Consider the following 25606-nt stretch of genomic DNA (forward strand, 5'->3'; position numbering starts at 1 on the left):
GAAAACCAGGATCCGGGTTCTGACCAGTATCGATGACCTCATTGGAGGCCGATTTCCCATGTCCGCGAACACCGCCCGTTACGGGAATCCCGTCGCCCGCTCCTTCGAGGCCTGGAACGCACGGGAGCCCGATGCCTTGGCCAAGGCTGTTCACGCAGCGTGGGCAGTGAACGGCGGGCGGACCGTCCCCCAGAGGGGGGACCCCCGGCCGACTTCGGCGGGAGGATCGGCGCCGGTGGCCGGATCCGACGTCATCACGCCGGACGCCGAGGACCGGATCACCGCCGTCCTCGGATTCCTCGACCGGGTGCCCACCGGATCCTGAGGCCCGGACCGCGATGAATTCCTCCGTGCGCAGCGGTCTACCCGGAAAGGGATCACCAAGGAGATCGCCGAATGGATCACCGCGTGCGGAGGGCATCGCGAGCACGAACAAGAGCATGAACACCGGCATGAACACGGACACAAACGGAATGCTGAATGCCGAATTCACGGCCGTCCTGCGGAAAAGCCCGGCGGCCGGCGGCTGGACCTATGTCGTCTGGCCGGAGTCCGTCGAATTCTTCGGCACCCGCGGACTGGTCAAGATCCGCGGGACGGTCGACGGACACCCGTTCCGGAGTTCGTTCATGGCCCTCGGGGACGGCACCCACAAACTCCCCGTCAAGGCCGAGGTGCGCGAGGCGATCGGAAAGCGGGAGGGCGACCCGGTGACCGTCCGCCTGACGGAGCGGCTCAGCCGTTGATCACCGCGTCGATCCGGGCCAGTTCCCCGGCCTCGAAGTCCAGGTTGGCCAGGGCGCCGACGCTGTCCTCGATCTGCCGGGCGCTGCTCGCGCCGACCAGCGCGGAGGTCACCCGGCCGCCGCGCAGCACCCAGGCCAGGGCGAGCTGGGCCAGGGACTGGCCGCGGGACCGGGCAAGCTCGTTCAGGGCGCGCAGTTTCCCGACCAGTTCCTCCGTCAGCGCGTCGGAGTTCAGGAACGGGCTGTCGCTCGCCGCGCGCGAGTCCTCCGGGATGCCGTCCAGGTAGCGGCCGGTCAGCAGGCCCTGCTCCAGCGGCGAGAACACGATCGAGCCGACCTGGAGCTCGTCCAGCGCGTCGAGCAGGCCCCCGCTCTCCGGGCGGCGGTCGAGCATCGAGTAGCGCGGCTGGTGGATGAGCAGCGGGGTGCCCAGCTCGCCGAGGATGCGGGCGGCCTCGCGGGTCTGCTCGGCGGAGTAGTTGGAGACGCCGACATAGAGCGCCTTGCCCTGCTGGACGGCGGTGTGCAGGGCGCCCATCGTCTCCTCGAGGGGAGTCTCCGGGTCGGGGCGGTGCGAGTAGAAGATGTCGACGTAGTCCAGGCCCATCCGGGTCAGGCTCTGGTCGAGCGAGGACAGCAGGTACTTGCGCGAGCCCCACTCGCCGTACGGGCCGGGCCACATCAGGTAGCCGGCCTTGGTGGAGATGACCAGCTCGTCGCGGTAGGGCGCGAAGTCGGCCTTCAGCGCCTCGCCCAGCGCGGATTCGGCGGCGCCGGGCGGCGGGCCGTAGTTGTTGGCCAGGTCGAAGTGGGTGACGCCGAGGTCGAAGGCGCGGCGCAGGATGGCTCGCTGGGTGTCCACCGGGCGGTCCGGGCCGAAGTTGTGCCACAGTCCGAGCGACAGCGCGGGGAGCTTCAGGCCGCTGCGTCCGGTGCGCCGGTAGGGCATGTCCGCGTAACGGTCGGGGTGTGCGGTGTACAACGCGACTCCATCAGGGTTGGCTCACGGTCTTCCGGGTCCACTGTTCCCGAGGGCCGTACAGCGGTCCAACAGAAGAATCCGATGGAATTGAGCGGCTAGGCTTCTCAATCATGGAACTGCGCCACCTTCAGCATTTCGTCGCGGTCGCCGAGGACCAGCACTTCACCCGGGCCGCCGAACGCCTGATGGTCTCCCAGTCGGGCCTGTCGGCGTCGATCCGCGCGCTGGAGCGGGAGCTGCGCGCTCCGCTGTTCGTACGGACCACCCGGCGGGTGACGCTGACGGAGGCGGGCCGGGCGCTACTGTCCGAGGCGCAGCGGATCCTGGCGCAGGTGCGGGCGGCGCACGAGGCGGTGGCCGCCGTGCAGGGCGTGGTGCGCGGCACCCTCTCCGTGGGCACCGAGCAGTGCATCGCCGGGGTGCATGTGGCGGGGCTGCTGGCGGCGTTCCGGCGGCGGCACCCGGAGGTGGAGATCCGGCTGCGGCAGACCGGCTCGGGCGCGCTCGGCGAGGAGGTGGCGGCCGGCCGGCTCGACCTGGCGTTCGCCTACCGCACCCAGCCGGACACCGACCAGCTCCGCTGCGCGCCGCTGGCCACCGAGCCGATGTACGTGCTGTGCCATCCCGACCACCCTCTCGCCGGGGCGGCGGCGCTGACGCCGGAGGACGTCGCCGGCGAGGTGTTCGTCGACTTCCACCCGGACTGGGGGCCTCGGCGTGCCACCGACGTCGCGTTCGCCGGGGCGGGGGTGCGGCGCACCGTCGCCCTGGAGGTCAACGACGTGCACAGTCTGCTGGACCTGGTGGACGAGAACCTCGGCGTCGCCGTCGTACCGCGGCACTTCCGGCACAAGCGCGAGGCGCTCACCGCACTGCCCCTGAAGGGCACCGGCGAGGCGGCCTACGAGACGGTCGCCCTGCTCCCGCCCCCGCAGGCGACCAGCCCGGCGGCCCGGGCGCTCATGGCGCTGCTGGAAACGGGGAGCGCGTGAGCGCGGGCTGCGCCATGGTGGACGTATGCATGCCAAGGACATTCTCATCGACGGGTACAACCGCATCCAGGAAGAAGTCCACGCCGCCGTGGAGGGACTGGACCCCGACGGCCTCAACACCCGGCCCGCCCCCGACGCCAACTCGATCGCCTGGCTGGTCTGGCATCTCACCCGGGTCCAGGACGACCACCTCGCCGACGCCTTCGAGCGCGACCAGGTGTGGCTGACGCAGGACTGGGAGAAACGGTTCGGTCTCGACCTGCCGCGCCAGGACACCGGGTACGGGCACAGCGCGGCGAAGGTCGCGAAGGTACGGGTCGCCGACGGCATCCTGCTGACCGGGTACTACGACGCCGTGCACGCGCAGACCCTGAAGGCGCTGCGCGAGCTGACGGCGGCGGACCTGGAGCGCGTCGTGGACGTGCGCTGGGATCCGCCGGTCACGCTGGGCGTACGGCTGGTCAGCGTCCTGGCCGACGATCTGGAGCACGTCGGCCAGGCGGCCTACGTCCGCGGGCTGCTTCAGAGCGCGGAGGCGTAACCCGGCAGGACGACGTCCTCGATGAGGGCCCTGCGCTCGTCGTACGGGATGAACGCGCTCTTGAGGGCGTTCACCGTGACCGTGCGCAGGTCCTCGAGGGTCCAGCCCGCCTCCTCGACCAGCAGCGTCATCTCGCGGGTCATCGTCGTGCCGGAGACCAGCCGGTTGTCGGTGTTGAGGGTGACACGGAAGCCGAGGTCCTTCAGAGCGGTGATCGGGTGCTCGGCGATGGAGGTGGCGGCCCCGGTCTGGAGGTTGGACGTCGGGCACATCTCCAGCGCGACACGACGGTCGCGCACCCATCCGGCGAGGCGGCCGAGCTTGCCGTCGACGATGTCGTCGGTGATGCGCACGCCGTGGCCGATGCGCTGGGCGCCGCACACCTGGAGGGCCTGGTGGATGCTGGGCAGGCCGTGGGCCTCGCCGGCGTGGATGGTGAAGGGGACGTTCTCGCGGCGCAGGTGGGCGAAGGCGTCGAGGTGGTCGGCGGGCGGGAAGCCGTCCTCGGCGCCGGCGATGTCGAAGCCGACGACGCCCGCGTCCCGGAAGGCGACCGCGAGGTCGGCGCTCTCCCGGGTGCGGTCGAACATGCGCATGCCGCACAGCAGGGTCCCGACACGGACCGGGGTTCCGGCGGCGGCGGCCTTCGCCATACCGGCCGCAAGGCCCTCCTGGACGGTCTCGACGACCTCGGGAAGCGTCAGCTCGCCGTTCAGCATCAGCTCGGGGGCGTACCGCACCTCGCCGTAGACGACGCCGTCGGCGGCGAGGTCGAGGACGTACTCCTCGGCGGTGCGCAGCAGGCCCTCGCGGGACTGCATGACGGCGAGGGTGTGCTCGAAGGTGGCTATGTAGCGCACCAGATCGCCCGAGTTGGCGGCCTCGAAGTACCAGGCGGCGAGCTCGTCGGGGTCGGTGGTGGGCAGCGTGTGGCCGACCGCGTCCGCGAGTTCGACGACGGTGGCGGGGCGCAGGCCGCCGTCGAGGTGGTCGTGCAGGACGGCCTTGGGGAGCCGGCGGAGGGTGTCGGTGTCGATGTGGAGCGCGGTCATGTGCGTGTTCCTCGGCGTGTGGTTCAGGCGGTTCAGGTGGTTCAGGTGGTTCTCAGGCGGTGGTGGCGGGCTGGAGCAGGTCCCAGCGGTTTCCGTACAGGTCCTCGAAGACGGCGACGGAGCCGTAGGGCTCGTGGCGGGCCTCCTCCAGGAAGGTCACGCCGGCGGCGCGCATCCGGGCGTGGTCGCCGGCGAAGTCGTCGGTGTGCAGGAAGAACCCGACCCGTCCGCCGGTCTGGTCCCCGATCCGGGCGCGCTGGGCGTCGTCCTTGGCCCGGGCGAGCAGCAGCCCGGTCCCGTCCTGGCCCGCACCCGGCCGTACGACGACCCAACGGGCCCCGTCGGGCCGCGACTCGTCCTCGACGAGCCGGAAGCCGAGCGCCTCGGTGTAGAAGCGGATCGCCTCGTCGTAGTCGTCGACAACGAGGGTGACCAGGGCGATACGACTCATCGGGGCCTTTCGGGAGGTGCGATTGACGGGTGAGGTTATACGTAAAACTCCCTGGACGCCAGTCGTCTGCGGGGCTGCGTGGTCCTGGAGGTTGCCGCGTGCCGTCCGGGGCGAGCCGGTTCCCGGGCACGTCAGTCCCCGGGTGTCCGACCGGCCTTCCGGTGGGCCGTGTTCAGGCGGGCGAGTTCCTCGTCCGTGAGGCGGAGGGCGCCGGCGGCCACGTTCTCGGTCAGGTGGTCGGGGTTTCCGGTGCCGGGGATGGCCAGGACGTGAGGGCCCCGGCTGAGGGTCCAGGCGAGCCGGATCTTGGCGGGGGTCGTGTCGTGGGCGTGGGCGACGGCGAGAACGGCGTCGTCGTGGGCGGTCGTCGCGCCCTCGGGGCCCGCGTCGCCGGCGATGGCGTAGAACGGGACGAAGGCGATGCCCTGTTCGCCGCAGAGGCGGAGGGTCTCCTCGGCCGCCGGGTCGTGGTCGCCGAGCCCGTAACGGTTCTGCACGCTCACCACCGGGGCGATGGCCTGCGCCTCGGCGAGGTGGCGGGGCTCGACGGCGGAGAGGCCGAGATGGCGGATCAGGCCCTCCTCGCGCAGCTCGGCCAGGGCGCCGAAGTGCTCGGCGATCGACTCCTGGCGCATCCGGCGCAGGTAGACGAGGTCGAGGTGGTCGCGGCCGAGCTGGCGCAGGTTCTCCTCGACGTGGCCGCGCAGATCCTCGGGACGGGCCGAAGTGCCCCACTCCCCCCGGTAGTCGCGGAAGGGGCCGACCTTGGTGGCGATGAGCAGGCCGTCCGGGTACGGGGACAGCGCGCTGTTGATCAGTTCGTTGGCGGAGCGGAGGGCGGAGAAGTAGAAGGCGGCGGTGTCGATGTGGTCGACGCCGAGGTCGATCGCCCTGCGCAGGACGGCGATCGAGCGGTCGCGGTCGCTGGACGTACCGAGGTGGAAGGCGGCGCTGCCCGTCAGCCGCATCGCGCCGAAGCCGACGCGGCGGACGGTCAGGTCGCCGATGTGCCAGGTGCCCGCGGCGTCCGCGGTGATCGCTTCGGTGGTCATCCGTGCAGTTTCGCACGCACCGCGGACACCCCTACGGGCCTGGCCGGCGCGCTCAACAGGCCACGGTCTCCTCGCACTTGCGCAGTGCCTCCTGGACGTCGCGGCTCCAGCGCCGGGCCGTGCGGGGGGTGGGCGAGGACACGGTGTGCACGGCCGGCTCCCCGCGTTCGGGCAGTGCGCCGGCCCTGGCGCGGCGGCGCTCCGCGGCAGGCGGTGCGCCGTGGGCGACGACCTCCTCCACTATGTCGGCCAGATCGCCGTCGGGGAGGGGGAGTTCGAGGTCGTCGTCGACGAAGCCGACCACGGCCGGCACGTACTCCACCAGGGCGCGCAGGGCCTTGGGCAGGCCCCGGCGGCCGTGCCGCAGGCCGCTGAGCACGTGCAGCGCCGTGGCGATCTCCCGTTCGGTGGCCTCCCTGCTCAGCGTGGCGGGGGTGATCTCCGTGTGCCGCGGCGGTACGGGGCCCATGAGCCCCGGAAGGCGACGGTTTCACCCTCTGCCTCCACGGCGTCCGCCGACGGCGTTTCGTGCATGCCGGATTCGAAAGTCCGCCGGAATTGGCCGTTTCGGACTACGGACCGTGCCGTTCCGGGCTAATACCCGTTCCCCTGCTGCCACTTGGCGAGCCACTTCCGCCCGCGCGTGTCCATGTCCGCTTCCGCCCAGACCCCCACCGCGTGATGCCCACCGCCCGCCGCCCGCGTCGGCTCAGCGCAGCGGCTTCTCCAGCAGCGCCTTGCGGTGGCTGAACGTCTCGATGGAGTAGCGCCCGTGGTAGTTGCCCATGCCGCTCTCGCCCACGCCGCCGAACGGCAGGTCGGAGACGGTGAGATGGGCGAGCGGCAGCCCGTAGCCGAGGCCCCCGGAGGAGGTTTCGGCGGCGATGCGGCCACGGGTGTCGGCGGAGTCGGTGAAGACGTACAGGGCGAGGGGCTTGTCGCGGTCGTTGATGAAGGCGATCGCCTCGTCCAGGCCGTCGACGGTCACGATCGGCAGGATCGGGCCGAAGATCTCCTCCCGCATGACGGGCGACTTGGGGTCGACGTCGGCGAGGACGGTCGGCGCGATGTACTTGTCCGTACGGTCGTTGCCGCCGCCGACCACGATCCGGCCGGAGTCGAGCAGGCCGGTGAGCCGGTCGAAGTGGCGTTCGTTGATGATGCGGCCGTATGCGCCGGAGGTCTGCGGGTCGGTGCCGTAGACCGTCTCGACCGCGTGTGTCAGCAGGGGTTCGAGGGCGGCGGCCGTCTCCGGGTCGGTGAGGACGTAGTCGGGAGCGACGCAGGTCTGCCCCGCGTTGAGGAACTTGCCGCGCGCCAACCGGTCGGCGACGACGGCGAGATCGGCGTCGCGGTCCACGAACGCCGGGGACTTGCCGCCGAGTTCGAGAGTGACGGGGGTCAAGTGCTCGGCGGCGGCGCGCAGGACGATGCGGCCGACGGTGCCGTTGCCGGTGTAGAAGATGTGGTCGAAGCGCTCGGCGAGCAGGGCGGTGGTCTCCGGGACGCCGCCCTCGACGACGGCGACCGCGTCGGTGTCGAGATACGCGGGCAGCAGACGGGCCAGGGCGGCGGAGGTGGCGGGCGCGAGTTCGCTCGGCTTGACGACCACCGCGTTGCCGGCGGCGAGGGCACCGACCAGCGGTGCGAGCAGGAGTTGGGCCGGGTAGTTCCAGGGTGCGATGACGAGGACGACGCCGAGCGGGTCGTACTGCGTCCAGGCGGTGGCGTCGGCTCCGAGGTGGGCGGGGACGGGGGCGGGCTCGGGGCGCAGCCACTCCTCCAGGTGATCGAGGGTGTGGTCGATCTCCCGGATCGTGAAGTCGATCTCGGTGCGGTAGGCCTCGGTGGAGCTCTTGCCCAGGTCGGCGTGGAGGGCGGCGGCCAGGTCGGCGCCGCGCTCCGTGAGCAGCTCGCGCAGCCGGCGCAGTTGGTCCGTGCGCCAGTCGACGGGCTTGGTGCGGCCGGTGCGGAAGGTGGCGCGCAGCCGCGCGACGACGTCGGCGGGCTGTTCGGGGGTGGCGACGGTGGTCACGGTGCCTCGCTGGGGTGCACGGGCCTCGCGGCCCTGGTTTCTCGGGTGTCTCAGGTAGCTCGGGTGTGTCTCGGGTGTCTCTGGGTGAGCGGCCAGCTCGATGTATATGCCAACCTTTCATGCACCAAAATACATTCCCGGGACAGCGCCCCTCCCACCGGCACCGGCGCGCCCGTCGGACCGGGCCCGGATCAGGCTCGGATCGGGCCCGGATCGGGCCCGGATCAGGCGAGGAGCTCGTGTCTGCGGCGGTCGAGGAAGGCGCGTTCCGCCGGGCTCTCGCTCAGCGCGAGGGCCGCCTCGTAGGCCCGTACGGCCTCGGTGGTCCGGTCCAGGCGGCGCAGCAGGTCGGCGCGGACCGCGTGCCAGACGTGGTAGCCGTCGAGGTCCAGCGCGTCGACGAGGTCGAGGGCCGGGCGCGGCCCCTCCGTCTCGGCCACGGCGACCGCGCGGTTCAGGGCCACGACCGGGCTCGGGGCGAGGTCCATGAGCTGGTCGTACAGGCGCAGGATCTGCCGCCAGTCGGTGGCGTCGGCGGTCGGCGCGTCACTGTGGACGGCCTGGACGGCGGCCTGGATCTGATACGGCCCGGGCCGGTTGCGGCGCAGGCAGCGGCGGACGAGCGCCTGCCCCTCGGCGATCAGCTCCCGGTCCCACCGCGCGCGGTCCTGCTCGGGCAGCGGCACGAGCATGCCGTCGGCGGCCTCGCGCGCGCACCGGCGGGACTCGACGAGCAGCATCAGCGCCAGCAGGCCGACGGCCTCGGGCTCGTCCGGCATCAGCTCGGTGAGGAGCCGGCCGAGGCGCACGGCCTCGGCGCACAGGCCGGTATCGCCCCCGTACCCCTCGTTGTACCCCTCGTTGAAGATCAGGTAGACGACGGCGAGGACGCCCTTGAGCCGGTCGGGCAGATCGGCGTCGCGCGGCACGCGGTACGGGATGCGCGCGTCGCGGATCTTGGCCTTGGCGCGGACCAGGCGCTGGGCCATGGTCGGCTCGGGGACGAGGAAGGCGCGGGCGATCTGCGCGGTGGTGAGTCCGCCGAGCAGCCGCAGGGTCAGGGCGACCTGCGCCTGCGGGGCCAGCGCGGGGTGGCAGCAGGTGAAGATCAGGCGGAGCCGGTCGTCGCGCACGGGGCCCTCCTCCACGGGCGGGTCGGCGGCGTACAGCAGGGCGGCCTCGGCCTGCCGGGCGTCCCGGGTGGACTCGCGGCGCAGCCGGTCGACGGCCCGGTTGCGGGCGGTGGTGATGATCCAGCCGGCCGGGCTCGGCGGCACACCGCTCTCCGGCCAGCGCCGCACGGCCGTGGTGAAGGCGTCCTGGACCGCTTCCTCGGCGAGGTCGATGTCGCCGAGGAAGCGGACGAGGACGGCGACGGCCCGGCCGTACTCCGCGCGGAAGACGGCCTCGACGTCGACGGGGTCACCCATCAGTGGGTGTCCACGAACGGCCGCACCTCGATGGGGAGCGTGGTGGCCAGGGCGGCCTTCCGGCCCCATTCGAGGGCCTCGTCCAGGTCGGCGGCCCGGATCAGGCACAGCCCTCCGAGGTATTCCTTGCCCTCGGCGTACGGCCCGTCGGTGATGAGCACGTCGCCGTCCTGCGGGCGCAGCACGGTGGCCGTCTCCGGTCCGTGCAGTCCGCCGGCGAAGACCCAGGCCCCGGCGGCGCGCAGTTCGTCGTTGTAGGCCTCCACACGGCGCATGATCTCCGCGAGCTCGTCGGGGGCGGGCGGCTCACCGCCGGCCGGCTGGACCACGCTGAGCAGGTAGTTCTTCATGACGTCCTCCTTGGCGTCGTACCGTTCTCTCACCTCCTACACGAACGGCGACCCCTCGGATCGACACCCCACACCGCGAAACGGGAAAGAATCCCGCTGGCTTTCGGACTTCGAGGGGCGCGGACTTCGAGGGGCGCGGAAAACAGCGGTTCTCAGAATCGCAGAGGACTGCAGCCTGTTAGGGGCTCGGGGAACTGCGCGAGCAACCACAACGGACCCGCACCCGCCAACGCACCCCGGACACCCACCCCCCTCTCAACCCGCGAACGGCACCTGCGGCAAGGAAGCGACATCGCCACGGAAAGGATGCCGCCACAACCCTTCTTCGGCCAGCCTCGGCAGTACTCCCTCCCCGAACCAGTAAGCCTCCTCAAGGTGCGGATACCCGGACAGCACGAACTCCTCGATCCCCAGCGCCGCATACTCCTTGATCCGCTCGGCAACCTCCTCATGGCTGCCGACCAACGCGGTCCCCGCACCCCCACGCACCAGCCCGATCCCGGCCCACAGGTTGGGATGGATCTCCAGCCCGTCCCGCCCGCCCCCGTGCAACGCGAGCATCCGCTGCTGCCCCTCGGACTCACTGCGCGCCAGCCCCGCCTGGACGGACCTCACGGTCTCCGAGTCGAACCCGGCGAGCAGCCGATCGGCCTCCGCCCAGGCCTCTTCCGACGTGTCCCGGGTGATGACGTGCAGCCGGATCCCGAACCGCAGGGTCCGCCCCTGCTTCGCCGCGAGCCCCCGGACCCAGGCGATCTTCTCGGCGACCTGCTCCGGCGGCTCGCCCCAGGTGAGGTAGACGTCGACGTGCTTCGCGGCGATCTCACCGGCGATGGCCGAGGATCCCCCGAAGTACACCTCGGGCACCGGATCCGGCACCCGGGCCAGCTTCGCTTCCTCCACCCGCAGGTGCTCGCCCTTCAGGTCGACGGTCTTGCCCTCCCACAACTCCCGCACGATCTCGAGGAATTCACCCGTACGGCGATAACGGTCGTCCTTGTCCAGGAAGTCGCCGTAGGCCCGCTGCTCGTGGCTCTCGCCGCCGGTGACCACGTTGAGCAGGAGCCGTCCGCCGGTCTGCCGCTGGAAGGTGGACGCCATCTGCGCGGCGAGCGTCGGCGAGACGGAGCCGGGCCGGAACGCGACGAGGAACTTCAGGCGCTCGGTGTGCTGGCTGACCATGGCGGTGGTCAGCCAGGCGTCCTCGCACCAGGCCCCGGTCGGGGTGAGCGCGCCCACGAAGCCGAGGTCCTCAGCGGCGCGGGCGATCTGGCTCAGATAAGCGACCGTCGGCGGCCGGTCCCGTCCCGAGGCGGTGGCGGGGGTGCCGTGACCGCCGCCGACGACATGGCGGCTGTCGCCGTTGGTGGGGAGGAACCAGTGGAACGTGAGGGACATGCGGGGTCTCCGATCGAGGGCGCTTCGAAGGCGTATCGAAGGTGCGTCGAGGGTGCTGGAGCAGGCCGTGGCGGGGCGGCCGGGTGCCGTTCAGCACGCACCGGCCGATGCGCTGGATCTTCCGGCGGGTGGGGTCGTGCAGGGTGTGCGTGCGGGCGTCACGCCAATGCCGGTGCGGATTGAGCGAGACCTCGCTCAGCTCGCCGCGGCCAGGTAGGGCGTGCGTCCGAGCGCGGCCGAGAACTGGTCGACGACCTGGCTGAGCGCGTCGGTGGCGGCCGGGGCGACCGTGATGGAGCCGTCCTCGTGGGCGGTGATGTCCTTGTCGAGGGTGAACCAGCCCTGCACGATGTGGGCCGCGCCCATGGAGTTGAGCACGGGACGCAGGGCGTAGTCGATGGCCAGGACATGGGCGGTGGAGCCGCCGGTGGCCAGCGGCAGGACCGTCTTGCCGGCGAGCGCGTACTGCGGGAGCAGGTCGAGGAGCGCCTTGAGGACCCCGGAGTAGGACGCCTTGTAGACGGGCGTGGCGACGACGACGCCGTCGGCGCGCGCGAACAGTTCGGTCGCCTCGACGATCGCCGGGTGGCGGAAGTCCGCGCCGAGCAGGGCCTCGGCCGGGATCGTGCGGACGTCGAGCGGGATCACCTCGTGTCCCTGGGCGGCGAGTTGCTGGTCGAGGTGGCGCAGCAGGCGGCCGGTGCGGGAGGAGGCGGAGGGGCTGCCGGAGACGGACAGGACGGTGGCCATGGGTCCTCTTTCGAAGGGAGCGCCCTCGTCGGACTGCGGGGCGGGGCGGGTGTGCCAGTCGGCGGGGGTCGCGGTGCTCATGCGGTCGACCTCATGGGCCCTGCGGACATGCGGAACTCGTGTTGCGGAGAGTTTTCGGGCACGTCGAATTTCCACGCACGCAAAAGGCGGTGCGGAATTCAGGGACTACTAAGGAGTGCAGAGAGCGGGGGAGAGAACGCGGCGGATCACAGGAAAGGGATGACGGGGATCAGGCCGCGGCGCAACAGGAGGCGCTGGAGACGCGCGCGAGGTCGACATGGCGTCGCCGCGTGAGGTCCAGTCGCATCTTCATACCGTCGATCGTGGCAGCCGTCGGCGACGGCAGTCAAGGAAAACCCGACCGGTCTCGTATCGCGGACCATTGAATTCCACGACGGTGTGACAGGTGACAGGGAAACCCTTGAACGGCCGTCGAATAGGCCCGCGTTCTCCAGGCGTGCGTTCTCCAGGCGTGCGAACGGAACTACTGGATTACATCGCAGCGGTCACCCGACTCGGTTCACCGCTCCGAGCCGCCGGGGAACTGCGCCTGTCCCAGCCCGCGTTGAGCGAGACCGTGCGAAACCTGGAACGCGAACTCGAGGTGGACCTCCTGGAGCGCAAGCGGTCCGGGGCCACGATGAGGGCCTCGGACCGGTGATGTGCCTGCGGCCCGACAGTCCGTTGGCCGCAGCGCCGTTGGTGTCGGTGTCGGTGGACGGCCTGCTCGACGTACCGCTGATCGGGATGCGGTCGGGCTACGTCATGCCTGACCGCCGCCCCGCCCCGCTCCCGAATGCCCGACCCTCGCCCCTCGCCCCCGGTCAGTCGTCGTCGGACGACGCCGGGACCACGACGAGGAACGCGTCCGACTTCAGGTCCATGACCACGGTCGCGGGCTGTCCCTCCGCCCTGCGGCGCGCCGCGCACTCCTCCGCCGGCCACGACCCGCGCGGACCTCCCGCGGAAAACCGCTCCAACACCTTCGCGCGCATAGCGGCAGGCACCTCCAACCGGGTAGCGGACAACTGCCGTCAGAAATGCGCCTGCCCGCGATCGGTGCGATCATGTCCGGCCGTCGCGTACGAGGCGCTGGGCCGCGCCGGCGAGTGAGCCGGGGCGGTGCGCGGCGCACGCTTCGCAAGGCTTAGGTTTGGGGCGCAACACCCCACACGGCAAGCGCACAACAACCCTCACACAACACACCTGGAGCACCCTCATGGCCAAGATCCTCTTCGTGATGACCGGCGTCGACCACTGGACGCTCGCCGACGGCACCCAGCACCCGACCGGCTTCTGGGCCGAGGAGGCCGCCGCACCGTACGAGGCGTTCCGGGCGGCCGGTCACGAGGTCGTCGTCGCCACGCCCGGCGGTGTGGTCCCCACGGTGGACAAGGGCAGCCTCGCCGCCGAGCTCAACGGCGGCCAGGAGGGCGCCGACCGGATCGCCGCCACGCTCGCCGCCATGACCGAGCTGGAGCAGCCGATCCGCCTGGCGGACGTGGACCTCGACGACTACGCGGCCGTCTTCTACCCCGGCGGGCACGGCCCGATGGAGGACCTGGCCGTCGACGCCGTCTCCGGCCGGCTCCTGATCGACGCCCTGGGCTCGGGCCGGCCGCTGGGCGTCGTCTGCCACGCGCCGGCCGCACTCCTGGCCGCCGTACGGGAGGACGGCTCCAACGCCTTCGCGGGCTACAAGATCGCCGCGTTCACCAACGCCGAGGAGATCCAGGCCGGTTTCGGCGAGAAGGCCAAGTGGCTGCTCCACGACCGGCTGACCGAGGCGGGCGTCGACGTCCAGGTCGGCGAGCCGTGGGCGCCCAAGGTGGTCGTGGACCGCAACCTGGTCACCGGCCAGAACCCCGCCTCCTCCGCCCCGCTCGCCGTCGAACTGCTCAAGAAGCTCGACTGACGGCTCCCACCACTACACATAAAGGGCGAATAAGCGCAGAATGAAGGTGCGCGGCGCTTACCGCACACCGCACCAGACGCGGTCAGGCCTGCAAGTCAAAGGAGACGAGTCATGGCCAACGTCTCGCCCGGCAGAAGTGACATATCGACCCACCCCGACGTATCCGAGATGCGGGTCCGCTACGACCGGATGCTCGACGGCCGTGATGTGGCGCTCGTGGACGGACCGGTGTTCCTGCTCGGTCTGTACTGCGCCGTATCCCCGTGGATACTCCACTACACCGTCAGCCAGCCGGCACTGGTGACCCACAACCTGATCGTCGGCATCGCGATCGGCCTGCTGGCCCTCGGGTTCACGGCGGCTCCCGCTCGCATGTACGGCCTCAGTTGGGCCATGTGCGCGCTGGGCGTGTGGATGATCATCGCACCGTGGGTCGTCGGCGACAGCCCGGACGCCGGTGTCGCAGTGAACAACATCATCATCGGCGCTCTGGCAGTGATCCTGGGGGCGATGTGCGCCTTCACGGCGGCGAGAAGCGCCCCGAAGCCGTAGACGCCGGAAAGACCCCGGAACCAGGGAACAGGAAGGCGGCTGGGCCTGCCCGTAGGCGCGGGCAGGCCCAGCCGCGTCCGCCGTCCACTGGCCACTGGCCGCTGCTCAGTGGCCGGGCATCGACCACGGCTCCTGCGGCAGCGTCCTGCCGGTCTCCAGAAGCGACTTCAGGTTGGACAGCACCGCCGGCCAGCCGCCCGAGACATCGGCGAGTTCGCCCTCGTCGTCGAGGTCCTCGTGGGTGACGGTCAGGCGGACGATGTCGGCGTGCGGCCGGATGTCGAAGGTGACCCGCGAGTGCCGGTCCGGCGCCCCCTCCTCTTCAGGCGAGGCCCAGGTGGTGACCAGCCGTGTCGGCCGCTCGCTCTCGACGACGGTGCCGACGACGTCCGCGATCCCGGTGCCGTCCGTGCGCCGGTGTTCCCAGCGGGAGCCCGGCCGCCAGTCCGAGACGTTGCTGTGTCCCCAGTAGGCCGCGGTCAGGTCGGCGTCGGTGAGCGCGTCCCAGACCTTCTCCGGTGTGCTGGCGATGTAGGTGACATAGACGAAGGTGGGCTTGTCGGTCATGGCTTCCTCGGCTCGTCGTCTGACGTCGGAGAGCACGCGCAACCGCGGGCGCTCGAACTGGTCGATCCACCGCTCCTGGATCTCGTGGAGCGGGACCGGGTTGAGGTAGTGCAACTTCTCCCGCCCCCGCCGCACCGTCACGACCAGGTGGGCGGCCTCCAGTACGGCCAGATGCTGGGTCACCGACTGGCGCGTCATGTCGATGTGCCCGCACAACTCGCCGAGCGTCTGGCCACCGTGTTCACGCAGCCGGTCCAGAAGCCGCCTGCGCGTGCCGTCGGCCAGCGCCTTGAAGACCTTGTCCATGCCCGGGTCCGCCCCCGAGCCTGCTGCTGATCGCACACTCCACGTTATGCAGCCAATTACCTGCATGTCAATCGGGCACCCGCTCCGCGTGCGTCCGCAGGCTCGCCCCGTGAATCCGCTCCACGTGTCTGAGCTGGGACACCGGGGCCTACCGCACGACTCCCCTACCGCCCTACCGCCTACTTCGCGTACACGTACGGCGTCGTCGTGCTCAGGGCCGCGAAGCCGAGGCGTTGGAGGATGGGGCGGCTCTGGGCGGAGGCGTCGACCTGGAGGTAGCGGTAGCCGCGGTCGGCGGCGATGCGGGCGCGGTGGGCGATCAGGGCGCGGTAGATGCCTCGGCCGCGCCAGGCCTGGACGGTGCCGCCGCCCCACAGCCCGGCGAAGCTCGTGCCGGGGATCAGTTCCATCCGCGCCGAACTCACCGGCACGTCCCCGGCCATGGCGAGGAGGGCGACGATCACGTCCGGCTCGGCGGTGAGGCGGGCGAGGAGCAGGTCGCGCAGCCAGGAGCCGTCACGGCCGAAGGCCTTCTCGTTCGCCTCGACCATGAGCTCGACGCCCGCCCGGTCGGTGACGGGGACGATGCGGACGCCCTCGGGCGGTTCGGCGTCGACGAGCTGGTCGTCCGTCTCGCCGATCATCAGGGTTTCCTGCGGATCGGCCGTGAAACCGGCCGCCGTGAGCCGTTGCCCGAGGTCCGCCGGGCGGTCGTGCCCGTACAGCTTCCACTCGAACTCGTGGCCGAGCCCGGTGAAGTGGGCGACGTGCTCCGCGATCGCCGCGTCGGCGCCGACGGAGTCCAGGTCCGACCAGAGGACACCGCTCCAGCCGCCCTCGCCGCCGACGTGCCGGACCACGCCCCCGGTCCGCTCGACACGGGCGTCGGAGGTCTCGGGGCGCGCGCCTTCGCGCATCTCCCGGTCGTACAGGGCGAGTACCGCGGCATGATCCATACGCCCACTCCAGCATCCCGGCGCACCCCTCACAAGGGGATTACGGCCGAGGGCCCCCTGTTTCCACAGGGGGCCCTCGGACCGGCCGACCGGCCGACCGGCCGGCCGGTCAGTCGGCCGTCCTCACTCAGGAGCCGGTCAACGCTCAGCGCGCGGGCGGAACCTCCGGTAGAGGGCCGCTCCGCCGAGCACCATGGCCGTGCTGCCGGCGAGCGTGGGCAGGGTGGCGTCGGCTCCGGTGCGTGCCAGCGAGGACACGGCCTCGGGCGCCCCGGCCTGGGGTGCGAGGGCGGGGGCGTGCGGGACGGGCTTCGGGCCCGGCTGCTGGGGCTCGGAGGGCGGGTCGTGCCGGACCGGCGGCTGCGGCGCGGGCTCGGTGGGCCGCACGGGCTCCTCGCCGGAGGTGCCGGAGGTGTTGACGGACTCGTTGCCGAACGCCGGGTTCGCGATGCCGACGACGTTCACGCTGTTGCCGCTGACGTTCACCGGGAGGTGGACCGGCAGCTGGACTCCGTTGCCGGACAGGACGCCCGGCGAGTCCTGCGCGACGCCGTTCGCGGTGGCGCCGCCGTCCGACGACGCGCCCTGCGCCCCGGGAGCGGCGCCCTTGCCCTCGTTGGCGCAGGTGTTGCCCGCGGCGGGGTTCAGGAGTCCCGCCACGTTCACCGTGTTCCCGCACAGGTTCACCGGGAGGTTCACCGGGAGCTGCACACCGTTGCCGGAGATCAGCCCGGGCGAGCCGGCCGCGGAGCCGTTCGCCGCGGAGTCGGCGTGTGCGGGCAGTGTCACGGCCATCGCGCCGGAGACTGCGGCGACGGCCAGCACACCGGTTCGGGTAACCCGTCTCATGGGGTCCCTGCCTTCCAGACATGGATCGCGGGCACTCGCCCGCACCCGATAGAACGCCGACGAGGCATCCGGGTTATGCCTGACCACCCTTTCACCCCATTGGGCGCCCCTTCGTCGAACTGGTGTCACGCCCGCCGTAGGGGCGCCGAGGGGGCTGCCGGACGGTGTCCCGGCCGCCCGGAGGCGGGTCGTGCGGAGGCCGCTTATCGTGATCGAGGGCGCCGTTCCCGGACCGCTGCGGGCGTCCTTGGAGGCACTGATGCTGGCCAAGCTGCCGATGCGGCCCGGGCTGCGACGCTGCGCGCTCGCCGCGACCGCCGCACTGACCCTGCTGGGCGCGGGCCTGCCGACGGCCACCGCGCACCGCGCCACCGACGGCGACGACCGCCTGGACCTGTCCCGGTTCTACGGCCAGAAGATCGCGTGGTCGGCGTGCAAGGGCGACGGCATGCCCGACGACCTCCAGTGCGCCAAGCTGACCGTCCCCCTCGACTACGCCCGCCCCAAGGCGCGCACGCTCGACCTCGCGCTCGCCCGCTACCGGGCCACCGGCCACAAGCGCGGCTCGGTGGTGCTCAACTTCGGCGGTCCCGGCGGCGCGGGCGTCCCCGAACTCGCCTACAGCGGAAAGGAGTTCATGGATCTGACCGACGGCTACGACGTGGTCACCTTCGACCCCCGGGGCGTCGGCCGCTCCTCCCCCGTGAGCTGCGGGGACGGCGAGGACAGCGGGCTGGCCTCCCTGGACGACGACTCGGCGCCCGCCGATCCACGGGCGCTGCTCACCCGCTTGAAGCAGGCGGCCGCCGACTGTGTGAAGCACTCCGGCCCGGTCCTGCCGCACATCGGCACGGTCGACGCGGCACGGGACCTGGACGTGCTGCGCCAGGCGCTCGGCGACAGGAAGCTCAACTACCTGGGCTTCTCGTACGGCACCCGGCTCGGCGCGGTCTACGCCGCCCGGTTCCCCGACCGGGTGGGCCGGCTGGTCCTGGACGGCGTCGACACGCTGACCGAACCCCTCACGGAGCAGGGGGTCGCGGGCGCCCGGGGGCAGCAGGTGGCCCTGGACGACTTCGTCGGCTGGTGCGTGAAGGACATCGCCTGCCCGTTCGGCCAGGATCCGCGCGTGGCCCGCGAGGAGATCGTGCGGCTCGTGCGCTCGCTCGACGAGGACCCGGTGCCGACGGACTTCGGCGCCGACTTCTCCGGCCAGGATCTCGTCGGCGCGCTCGGACAGGGGCTGTACAGCCGGGAGTTGTGGCCGTTGCTGGAGCGGGCGTTGGCCCAGCTCATCGAGAGCGGCGACGCCAGCGGCGTCATGGGGTTCGCGGCCGGCGGCGTCGCCTTCCCGCTCCCGCTCCCGCCCCCGCTGCCCTTCCCGCTGCGGGCGCCGGGCCGCGTCGAGCCCACTCCCGGAGCGCTGGTCGACGCGGAGGACGTCCCCCTCGACAACCTGCCCGCGGCGCTGATGGCGATCAACTGCGCGGACGACCCGGACCGTCCCAGCGCCGGGCAGTTCACCTCGGACCTGCGACGGCTGCGGGCCGCGTACGACAAGGCGTCACCGGTCTTCGGGCAGTACCGCCTCACCGAGGTCCTGATGTGCTACGGCCGCCCCAAGGGCACCGACTTCATCCGCGACGAGGTGAAGAAGCTGCGCACGCCGAAGATGCTCCTGGTCGGCACGCGCGGCGACCCGGCGACGCCGTACCGGTGGACCATGGAGACGGCGGAGCGGCTCGGCTCCTCGGCCGTGGTGCTCGACAACAAGGGCGAGGGCCACACCGGTTACGGGTCGTCCAAGTGCGTGCACCGCAAGGTCGACGACTTCCTGCTGTACGGCTCCCTCCCGCCCAGCGGCAGTTCCTGCGGGCCCGACGAGGACGACGGCTGAGTGCGCCGGCTCCTGCCGCTGCTGCTCGTCGCCCTCACCGCCGCCGGGACGACGGCCGCCGCGTGCGCCCTGTCCGCCCGGTGGTGGCTCGCGGCGATCCCGGCGCTGGCGCTGACGTGCCTGGGCGGCCGGGACCGGCTGCAACGCCGCCGCCCCGTGCTGCGCAACCATCCGTTGACCGGACGTCTGCGGTATCCGACGGCGAGGGTGCGCGACGGGCGTGAGGGAGACGGGGACGAGTTCCTGGTGCCGTCGCTGCACCCGGTCGAGGCTGCCGAGGAGGCGCCGGTGGTGCGGGTGGGCGGACCCGACTGCACCCAGCCGTACGACATGGCCCTGCTCAACATGTCCGCGATGAGTTTCGGGGCGCTGTCCTCGCACGCGGTCCTCGCCCTCAACCGGGGTGCGGCGCTGGGCCGTTTCGCGCAGGACACCGGGGAGGGCGGGCTGTCCGAGTACCACCTGCGGGGCGGGGGCGACCTCATCTGGGAGATCGGGACCGGGTACTTCGGCTGCCGCACCGCCGACGGGGATTTCGACGCACGGGAGTTCGCGGACAAGGCGGCGCTGCCCGAGGTGAAGTGCGTGTCGCTGAAGCTGTCCCAGGGGGCGGCGCCGGGCAGCGGCGGGGTGCTGCCGGGGGTGAAGGTGAGCGCCGAGATCGCCCGGGAGCGGCGGGTGCCGGTGGGCGAGCCGGTGGTGTCGCCGCCCTGCCACCGGGTGTTCTCGACACCCCGGGAACTGGTCCTGTTCCTGGCCCGCCTGCGGGAACTGGCCGGCGGCAAGCCGACCGGGCTCAAGCTGTGCGTGGGGTCGCGGCGGGAGTTCCTCGCGGTGTGCAGGGCGATGCTGGCGGAGGGCGTGACCCCCGACTTCGTGGTGGTGGACGGGTCGGAGGGCGGCACGGGCGCCGCGCCGACCGGGATCGCCGGACGCCTCGGCATGCCCCTCACCGAGGGGCTGATCACGGTGCACAACGCGCTGGTCGGCGTCGGGCTGCGCGGCCGGGTCCGGATCGGGGCGAGCGGCCGGGTGGCCACGGGCTCGGACATCGTCAGGCGCCTCGTGCAGGGCGCCGACTACACGAACGCGGCCCGCGCGATGATGCTCGCCGTCGGCTGCGTCCGGGCCCGGCGCTGCCACACCGGCGGCTGCCCGTCCGGCGTCGCGACGCAGGACCCGCTGCGGGCCCGTGCCCTGAACGTGGCCGCCCAGGCCGCCCAAGTCCTGCGCTACCAGCGGGAGACGGTGCGCGACGCCGTCTCGGTCATGGCGGCGATGGGAGTCCGCACGCCGGGCGAGCTCACCCCCGCCCAGCTGGTCCGGCGGGCGGGCCCGGGCACGGTGCGCTCGTACGCGGAGCTGTACGAGTGGCTCGCGCCGGGCGAACTGCTCGCCGGGCCCCCGGAGTCATGGGCGACGGACTGGAAGGAAGCGGACCCGGACAACTTCCGCTAGCGCCGCGGCGGTTACGCGGACCTGACGCTCACGAACGCGTCGATCGCCGCCGTCAGCTCGGCCGGCTTCTCGACGGGGAGTTCGTGGCCGGCGTCGAGGATACGGACGGTGGCGTCCGGGTACGCCTTGGCCATCCGCAGCATCTGCCGCACCGGGAGCTGGATGTCGTAATAGCCGTGGATCATCAGCGTGGGGGCCTGGATCTGCCCGACCCGGTCCAGGACGTCGAAGGCCCGCATGGCGCCGTACAGCGTCCTGACGACCTCGCGCGGGGTGTCCGCGGACGCTTCGACGTACGCGCGGATCTCCTCGCTCGGGTAGCCGGGGGCGAAGGCGCGCTGGATGTTGGCGGCGACGAACAGCTTGAAGGGGACGAGCGTCGAGGCCCCCATCAGCAGGCCCCGGCCCCGGCTGTAGGTCATGCGGCCGATGGAGCCCACCAGCACCATGCGCTCGACGCGCTCGGGGTGGGAGAGCGCGACGGTCTGCGCGATCATCCCGCCCATCGAGTGGCCGACCGGCACGAACCGCTCGACGCCCAGGTGGTCGAGAAGGGCGAGGAGGTCTCGCGCCAGCTCCCCGACCGTCTTCACGCCCGCCCCGCCGCTCTCGCCGTGCCCGCGCAGGTCGAACCGGATCACCCGGCGCCGCTCGGCGAAGTGCTCCACCTGGTGGTCCCAGCGGTGCCGGTTCGCCATCCAGCCGTGCACGAACACCAGGGGCACGCCGTCGCCGTCGCGCGGGCCCTCGTCGTCGTACGTCAGTGCTGCGCCGTCGACTTCGAGCTGCGGCATGGGTGCCTCCTGCGGTGCGTTCGGTGCGGTCCCGGTTACTGACGCGTACGGTAACCGGCCGCGAGGCCGCCGTCACCGTGGTGCGCCGGGGAGTTCGGGAAATGCCCGCCGGACGATTCGGACCTATCGTGCTGTTATGGAGCACGCACTCAGCCCCGCGACCCTCTCCGAACTGCGCCGCCCGCGTCCCTATCCCGCGGTGTCCGTGCTGACGCCGACCCATCGCCGTGAACCCGGGAACTCCCAGGACCGGGTCCGGCTGCGCAATGTCGTGGCCGAGGCGAAGAAACAGCTGGACAGCGATCCGGCGGTCACCCGCGAGCGGCGCGCCGACGTCGCCGACCAGCTCGACCGGGCCCTCGCCGAGATCGACCTGGCGCACACCGAGGACGGCCTGGTCATCTACGCGGCCCCGGGCGAGCACCAGGTGTGGTCCCTCGCCCGCGCCGTCCCCGAGCGCGTCGTGCTCTCCGACACCTTCCTGACCCGCAACCTCGTCTCCGCCCAGGCCGCCGAGCGGCCGTTCTGGGTGCTGGCGGTCTCCGCCGACCGCGTCACCCTGTGGAACGGCGGCGCGGACCGGGTCACCGAGGAGCACGCCGGCGGCTTCCCGCTGACCAGGAACCGGGAGAACTTCGACGCCGAGCGCCAGGAACGGATCGGCGACCTGCCCAGCACCTTCCGCGACGAGGACACCCGCCACTTCCTGCGCGAGGCCGACATCGCCGTGGGCCGGCTGCTGCGCGAGGATCCGCGGCCGCTGTACGTCACCGGCGCGCAGGCGGCGCTGTCCTGCCTCGACGAGTTGGGCTCGGTCACCCGGGACGCCGTGCACGTCCTGCACGGCGGGCTCTCCCACGGCACGCCCGACGCCGTGTGGCAGGCGGTGCGTCCGCGGCACGACGCCGAGGCCCGCCGGGACACCTCCGCGCTGGCCCGGGTCCTCGACTCGGCCCGCGGGCACCGCATGTTCGCGGCCGGCGTCGACGAGGTCTGGCAGAACGCCCGGGAGGGCCGGGTGCGGCTGCTGGCCGTCGAGGAGAACTACCGCGTGACGGTGCGCGACGACGGCGCCCACCTCGTGCCGGCCGTGAGCGGCGACCTCGACGCCCGCGAGGACATCGTGGACGAGATCGTCGAACAGTGCCTGGAGACCGGCGCCGACGTGCGCTTCGTACCGGACGGCGCGCTGGGCGAGGCGGCCGCGATCGCGGGCGTACTGCGCTACTGAACCGCTTCCCCTCCCCCGAACCGCTCCCTCTCCCCGGCGTACGCTACGGCGTGATCGCCGACCGGGAGGGAGAGCGCTCGTGGGTGACCTGCTGGGCGTGGCCGTACTGGGTGCCGGACACATGGGCGCCGACCACATACGCCGCCTCGACCGGGTGGTGAGCGGAGCCAGGGTCGTCGCCGTGGCCGATCCCGACGCCGCGCGGGCGAAGGAGGCCGTGGCCGGGATCGAGGGGGCGACGGTCCACGAAGAGCCGGCGGCCGTACTCGACGCCCCCGGCGTGGAAGCCGTCCTGATCGCCTCGCCCGGTCCCGCGCACCAGGAGGCGCTGCTCGCGGCCTTCGCCCGCGGGCTTCCGGTGCTGTGCGAGAAGCCGATGGTGCCGGACTCCGCCGGGGCGCTGCGCGTGCTGGAGGCGGAGGCCCGGCTCGGGCGGCGGCTGGCGCAGACCGGGTTCATGCGGCGCTACGACGCCGAGTACCGCAGGCTCAAGTCCCTGCTGGACGACGGGCGGTTGGGCCGGCCCCTGATGCTGCACTGCACGCACCGCAACGCCTCCTCGCCGCCGGACTTCACCAGCGCGATGCTGATCGGCAGTTCGGTGTCGCACGAGATCGACGCGGCCCGCTGGCTGCTCGGCGAGGAGCTGACCTCGGTCACCGTGCTGCGCCCGCGCCCTTCGTCCGGTGCCCCGCAGGGCCTGCTCGACCCGCAGTTCGTGCTCTTCGAGACCGCCGGTGGCGCGCTGGTCGACGTGGAGGTCTTCGTCAACTGCGGCTTCGGCTACCAGGTGCGCTGCGAGGCCGTGTGCGAGGCGGGCAGCGCGCGCATCGGCGACGACCACGGGATGCTCGTCACCACGCGGGGCACCGCCGGCGCGCGGGTGCCCCAGGACTACCTGGTGCGGTTCGTGGACGCCTACGACCGCGAGGTGCAGGCGTGGGTCGACGCGACCCGGCGGGGGCGGGTCACCGGCCCGACCGCGTGGGACGGCTACGCGGCCTCCGTCGTCGCCGAGGCCGGGGTCCGGTCGCTGGAGAGCGGCGTGCGCGTCCCCGTCGAACTCGCCCCGCGCCCCGGCCTGTACGCCGGGGGCGGTCGCTGACACCGGGCCGGCCTCAGACGTTGCCCAGCAGGGCCTGCAGACCCTGGTCGACCGCCGCGTCGACGTCCTCCCGGCCGGCCGCGACCACGGCGTAGCTGCGCAGCAGGAAACGGCGCAGGGCGCCCGTGTTGAACTGGAGCAGGGCGAGTCCGAGCGGGGAGTGGAACTCCATCACCGTACGGGCCGGTCCGCAGGGCCAGATGTGCACGTCACCGCTGCCCGCCGGACCGTCCAGGCCCTGCTCCAGCAGGGCACGGCCGAAGGTCCAGGTGACCGCCTCGCCCGCGAGGGAGACCTCCGGCGGGAAGTCGACGTGCACGGCGAACGGGTCGGTTGCGTCGTAGCGGAGCGTGGCGGGCACGGGCAGCTCCTGGTCCTCCGCGGTGATCAAGCGGGCGCGGACGGGTTGTTCAAGAGTGATGTCCATGCATGTACGACCTCTCTGGGGCCGTTCGCATTACGCGATACCGGGATCGAATTCCTGTGACCTGCATCACACTGACAGAACCATGGAACACAGGGCCGTAGAACACGCGACCGGCAGTCACCTCAGCCCCCTCACGAGTCCCCCAAGTCACGTACGCCACCTACGACTTGACCCCTTCGCGACCCACGTCAACCGCCGCCCACCACCCCTCCGCGAAGACACTGGCATATGTCAGAAGCACCACCGAATCGTGTGTTGCCAAATCCCTTACACGGCGTCGCGCGCTGTGCAACAGTCGTGACAGCCCTTGCTCAGCCTTACCGTTCCCGCATCGGAGTGCGTCATGCCGTCCCATGTCTCCGCGGATCGCTCGGCCGCCCAGCCGCCAGGGCGCGGCTCGGTCGACGCGCTGATCACGCAGACCCGGCGGCTCAAGGGCGACATGGACGCCGTACGGCAGGACGCACAGGGTGACGCGGCGGACCCGCAGGGGCGCTGGCAGCGCGCGCTCTACGACCTGGCGCTGCACCAACTCAACGACCTCGACACGCACTTGGGCCAGTTGCGAGACGGCCCGCCGCCAGTGCCGACCGCCGATCCCGTGCCCGCCGCACCGGCGGTCTCCCGGCGCGCGGCGCTGCTCAGCCGGGTCGGCACCGCCGAGTGGAACCTCCTGACGGACGAGGCCGTCTGGTCCGAGGAGCTGTACCGGATCCTCGGCCGCGACCCCGCCGCTCCCCCGCTCACCCTCGACGAACTGCCCTCGCTCGTCCTCGACGAGGACCGGCCGAAACTCACCGCGATGGTCACGGACTGCCTGGTCGACGCCCGGCCCATCGACGGGGAGTTCCGCGTGGTCCGCCCGGGCGGCGAGGTCCGGACCGTGCACATGATGGGCGAGCCCGTCCTCGACGGCGAGGGCGGCACCGCGTCGATGTGGGCCGTGGTGCGGGACGTCAGCGAACTGCGGCGCAGCCAGCGGGCGGTGCGCGAGAGCCGTGACTCGCTCCAGCACCAGCGGCACCGGGCGCAGACCGAACACCGGCTCGCGGTCGAACTGCGGGAGGCCGTGCTGCCGCCCTGGCGCGGTTCCCCGCGCCTCGCGCACCAGGGCCCCCGCTCCCTCGACGTCGCCGCCCACTACCTGCCCGCCGCGACGACCTCGCTGATCGGCGGCGACTGGTACGACGCGCTCGAACTCTCCGACGGCCAGACGCTGCTGAGCGTCGGCGATCTCACCGGACACGGCCCGGCCGTCGCCTCGAACACAGCGATGCTGCTGGGCGCCCTGCGCGGCATGGCCATGGCGGGCACCCAGCCGGCTCAACTGCTGTCCTGGCTCAACCAGTTAATGGACGCCGCCACGCAACCGTCCCTCGGCAGCGCCGTCTCCTGCCGCTACCGGCCGGACACCCGCACCCTGCTGTGGGCACAGGCCGGACACCCCGCCCCGCTGCTGTTCCGCGACGGGACGGGGCGCCGGCTGAACGCACCGGAGGGCGTGTTCCTCGGCGCCACCTCACGCGCCGCCTACGGGCAGGCCGAGGAAACCCTCGAAGAGGGCGACCTGCTCCTGCTGCACACCGACGCGCTCGCGCCCGTCGACCGTCTCCTCGGCCTCGCCCCCCGCCTGGCCGGGGCGCGCACGGCGCAGGACTGCGTGCGCATGGTGGTGGCGGAGTGCGGCGAGTCCGCACGCGAGGACGACGCCTGCGTACTCGTCGCCCGCGTCACCCGCTGACCAGCCCA

The 25606-nt window shown here is 72.1% G+C and carries 27 protein-coding genes and 2 pseudogenes; 11 read left to right on the forward strand and 18 right to left on the reverse strand.

Annotation, left to right across the window (positions count from 1 at the left end):
• The first annotated feature begins 452 nt into the window (after nucleotides 1–452).
• Nucleotides 453–746, forward strand: a complete 294-nt coding sequence (locus tag OG352_RS01595) for a DUF1905 domain-containing protein (protein ID WP_443072128.1) — start codon at nucleotides 453–455, stop codon at nucleotides 744–746.
• Here the strand turns inward: OG352_RS01595 and mgrA are convergent.
• Nucleotides 736–1728 (reverse strand): L-glyceraldehyde 3-phosphate reductase, encoded by a 993-nt coding sequence (gene mgrA / locus OG352_RS01600; protein ID WP_329213512.1) that lies wholly within the window; start codon nucleotides 1726–1728, stop codon nucleotides 736–738. The two genes, OG352_RS01595 and mgrA, sit on opposite strands and share 11 nt — an antisense overlap.
• A 110-nt stretch (nucleotides 1729–1838) precedes the next feature.
• Between mgrA and OG352_RS01605 the strand changes: the two genes are divergently transcribed.
• Together OG352_RS01605 and OG352_RS01610 are read left to right on the forward strand one after the other, a co-directional pair.
• The gene (locus OG352_RS01605; protein ID WP_329213514.1) at nucleotides 1839–2720 is read left to right on the forward strand and encodes a LysR family transcriptional regulator; all 882 of its coding nucleotides are present in this window, start codon (nucleotides 1839–1841) and stop codon (nucleotides 2718–2720) included.
• A gap of 25 nt (nucleotides 2721–2745) precedes the next feature.
• Entirely contained in the window at nucleotides 2746–3261 is a 516-nt protein-coding gene (locus tag OG352_RS01610; RefSeq protein ID WP_329213516.1) for a mycothiol transferase, read from the forward strand.
• On the opposite strand, the gene OG352_RS01615 is transcribed toward OG352_RS01610, so the two are convergent.
• The 11 genes and pseudogenes from OG352_RS01615 to OG352_RS39870 form a co-directional block, all read right to left on the reverse strand.
• Complete coding sequence (locus OG352_RS01615) at nucleotides 3243–4313, reverse strand: adenosine deaminase (protein ID WP_329213518.1); 1071 nt, start codon at nucleotides 4311–4313, stop codon at nucleotides 3243–3245. The two genes, OG352_RS01610 and OG352_RS01615, sit on opposite strands and share 19 nt — an antisense overlap.
• 52 nt (nucleotides 4314–4365) lie before the next feature.
• The gene (locus OG352_RS01620) at nucleotides 4366–4764 is read right to left on the reverse strand and encodes a VOC family protein (protein WP_329213521.1); all 399 of its coding nucleotides are present in this window, start codon (nucleotides 4762–4764) and stop codon (nucleotides 4366–4368) included.
• Nucleotides 4765–4895: 131 nt separating this feature from the next.
• Entirely contained in the window at nucleotides 4896–5816 is a 921-nt protein-coding gene (locus tag OG352_RS01625) for an aldo/keto reductase (protein ID WP_329213523.1), read from the reverse strand.
• A gap of 52 nt (nucleotides 5817–5868) precedes the next feature.
• A complete protein-coding gene (locus OG352_RS01630) occupies nucleotides 5869–6285 on the reverse strand; it encodes a hypothetical protein (RefSeq protein WP_329213525.1) in 417 nt (138 codons plus the stop codon).
• Between the two features lie 240 nt (nucleotides 6286–6525).
• Nucleotides 6526–7851, reverse strand: coding sequence for an aldehyde dehydrogenase family protein (locus OG352_RS01635; RefSeq protein ID WP_329213527.1), 1326 nt, complete (start codon nucleotides 7849–7851; stop codon nucleotides 6526–6528).
• 224 nt (nucleotides 7852–8075) lie between these two features.
• A complete protein-coding gene (locus OG352_RS01640; protein WP_329213529.1) occupies nucleotides 8076–9281 on the reverse strand; it encodes an RNA polymerase sigma factor in 1206 nt (401 codons plus the stop codon).
• The gene (locus OG352_RS01645; RefSeq protein WP_329223658.1) at nucleotides 9281–9631 is read right to left on the reverse strand and encodes a YciI family protein; all 351 of its coding nucleotides are present in this window, start codon (nucleotides 9629–9631) and stop codon (nucleotides 9281–9283) included. Before OG352_RS01645 ends, OG352_RS01640 begins: the two co-directional genes overlap by 1 nt.
• Nucleotides 9632–9886: 255 nt before the next feature.
• Nucleotides 9887–11029: an LLM class flavin-dependent oxidoreductase gene (locus OG352_RS01650; RefSeq protein WP_329213531.1), complete on the reverse strand. Its 1143-nt coding sequence runs from the start codon at nucleotides 11027–11029 to the stop codon at nucleotides 9887–9889.
• 58 nt (nucleotides 11030–11087) lie between these two features.
• Nucleotides 11088–11216: pseudogene (locus OG352_RS01655) on the reverse strand (SfnB family sulfur acquisition oxidoreductase); the annotation flags it as partial.
• A gap of 8 nt (nucleotides 11217–11224) precedes the next feature.
• Nucleotides 11225–11779 (reverse strand): NADPH-dependent FMN reductase, encoded by a 555-nt coding sequence (gene ssuE, locus OG352_RS01660; protein ID WP_329223659.1) that lies wholly within the window; start codon nucleotides 11777–11779, stop codon nucleotides 11225–11227.
• A gap of 250 nt (nucleotides 11780–12029) precedes the next feature.
• On the reverse strand, nucleotides 12030–12113 hold the full coding sequence (locus OG352_RS39870; protein ID WP_350760414.1) for a putative leader peptide: 84 nt from the start codon (nucleotides 12111–12113) through the stop codon (nucleotides 12030–12032).
• A 159-nt stretch (nucleotides 12114–12272) separates the two neighbouring features.
• Between OG352_RS39870 and OG352_RS01665 the strand changes: the two are divergent.
• A pseudogene (locus OG352_RS01665) lies at nucleotides 12273–12458 on the forward strand (helix-turn-helix domain-containing protein); the annotation flags it as partial.
• A 166-nt stretch (nucleotides 12459–12624) separates the two neighbouring features.
• Here the strand turns inward: OG352_RS01665 and OG352_RS01670 are convergent.
• On the reverse strand, nucleotides 12625–12795 hold the full coding sequence (locus OG352_RS01670) for a hypothetical protein (protein ID WP_329213532.1): 171 nt from the start codon (nucleotides 12793–12795) through the stop codon (nucleotides 12625–12627).
• Between the two features lie 224 nt (nucleotides 12796–13019).
• Between OG352_RS01670 and OG352_RS01675 the strand changes: the two genes are divergently transcribed.
• On the forward strand, nucleotides 13020–13715 hold the full coding sequence (locus tag OG352_RS01675) for a type 1 glutamine amidotransferase domain-containing protein (RefSeq protein ID WP_329213534.1): 696 nt from the start codon (nucleotides 13020–13022) through the stop codon (nucleotides 13713–13715).
• Nucleotides 13716–13826: 111 nt separating this feature from the next.
• Complete coding sequence (locus OG352_RS01680) at nucleotides 13827–14267, forward strand: SPW repeat protein (RefSeq protein WP_329213536.1); 441 nt, start codon at nucleotides 13827–13829, stop codon at nucleotides 14265–14267.
• 105 nt (nucleotides 14268–14372) lie between these two features.
• Here OG352_RS01680 and OG352_RS01685 read toward each other — a convergent pair whose 3' ends face one another.
• The 3 genes from OG352_RS01685 to OG352_RS01695 form a co-directional block, all read right to left on the reverse strand.
• Nucleotides 14373–15140 carry an ArsR/SmtB family transcription factor gene (locus OG352_RS01685; protein ID WP_329223661.1) on the reverse strand — a complete coding sequence of 256 codons (768 nt, stop codon included), beginning with the start codon at nucleotides 15138–15140 and terminating at the stop codon, nucleotides 14373–14375.
• 179 nt (nucleotides 15141–15319) lie between these two features.
• The gene (locus OG352_RS01690) at nucleotides 15320–16096 is read right to left on the reverse strand and encodes a GNAT family N-acetyltransferase (RefSeq protein WP_329213538.1); all 777 of its coding nucleotides are present in this window, start codon (nucleotides 16094–16096) and stop codon (nucleotides 15320–15322) included.
• 138 nt (nucleotides 16097–16234) lie between these two features.
• Nucleotides 16235–16945 (reverse strand): chaplin, encoded by a 711-nt coding sequence (locus OG352_RS01695; protein ID WP_329213540.1) that lies wholly within the window; start codon nucleotides 16943–16945, stop codon nucleotides 16235–16237.
• A 259-nt stretch (nucleotides 16946–17204) separates the two neighbouring features.
• On the opposite strand from OG352_RS01695, the gene OG352_RS01700 reads away from it, so the two are divergent.
• Together OG352_RS01700 and OG352_RS01705 are read left to right on the forward strand one after the other, a co-directional pair.
• Nucleotides 17205–18842 (forward strand): alpha/beta hydrolase, encoded by a 1638-nt coding sequence (locus OG352_RS01700; protein WP_329223662.1) that lies wholly within the window; start codon nucleotides 17205–17207, stop codon nucleotides 18840–18842.
• Complete coding sequence (locus tag OG352_RS01705) at nucleotides 18843–20300, forward strand: FMN-binding glutamate synthase family protein (RefSeq protein ID WP_329213542.1); 1458 nt, start codon at nucleotides 18843–18845, stop codon at nucleotides 20298–20300. It abuts the gene before it with no gap.
• A gap of 11 nt (nucleotides 20301–20311) precedes the next feature.
• Here the strand turns inward: OG352_RS01705 and OG352_RS01710 are convergent, their stop codons facing one another.
• Entirely contained in the window at nucleotides 20312–21094 is a 783-nt protein-coding gene (locus OG352_RS01710) for an alpha/beta fold hydrolase (RefSeq protein ID WP_329213544.1), read from the reverse strand.
• A 136-nt stretch (nucleotides 21095–21230) separates the two neighbouring features.
• On the opposite strand from OG352_RS01710, the gene OG352_RS01715 reads away from it, so the two are divergent.
• Both OG352_RS01715 and OG352_RS01720 read left to right on the forward strand, forming a co-directional pair.
• Entirely contained in the window at nucleotides 21231–22325 is a 1095-nt protein-coding gene (locus tag OG352_RS01715) for a baeRF3 domain-containing protein (RefSeq protein WP_329213546.1), read from the forward strand.
• A gap of 79 nt (nucleotides 22326–22404) precedes the next feature.
• Nucleotides 22405–23430 carry a Gfo/Idh/MocA family protein gene (locus tag OG352_RS01720; protein WP_329213548.1) on the forward strand — a complete coding sequence of 342 codons (1026 nt, stop codon included), beginning with the start codon at nucleotides 22405–22407 and terminating at the stop codon, nucleotides 23428–23430.
• A gap of 13 nt (nucleotides 23431–23443) precedes the next feature.
• Here OG352_RS01720 and OG352_RS01725 read toward each other — a convergent pair whose 3' ends face one another.
• Complete coding sequence (locus OG352_RS01725; protein WP_329213550.1) at nucleotides 23444–23857, reverse strand: SsgA family sporulation/cell division regulator; 414 nt, start codon at nucleotides 23855–23857, stop codon at nucleotides 23444–23446.
• Nucleotides 23858–24200: 343 nt separating this feature from the next.
• Here OG352_RS01725 and OG352_RS01730 point away from each other — a divergent pair, with 343 nt between their 5' ends.
• Nucleotides 24201–25598 (forward strand): PP2C family protein-serine/threonine phosphatase, encoded by a 1398-nt coding sequence (locus OG352_RS01730; protein ID WP_329213552.1) that lies wholly within the window; start codon nucleotides 24201–24203, stop codon nucleotides 25596–25598.
• The last annotated feature ends 8 nt before the right edge of the window (nucleotides 25599–25606 follow it).

The sequence above is a fragment of the Streptomyces sp. NBC_01485 genome (genome assembly GCF_036227125.1).
Classification (GTDB): Bacteria; Actinomycetota; Actinomycetes; order Streptomycetales; family Streptomycetaceae; genus Streptomyces.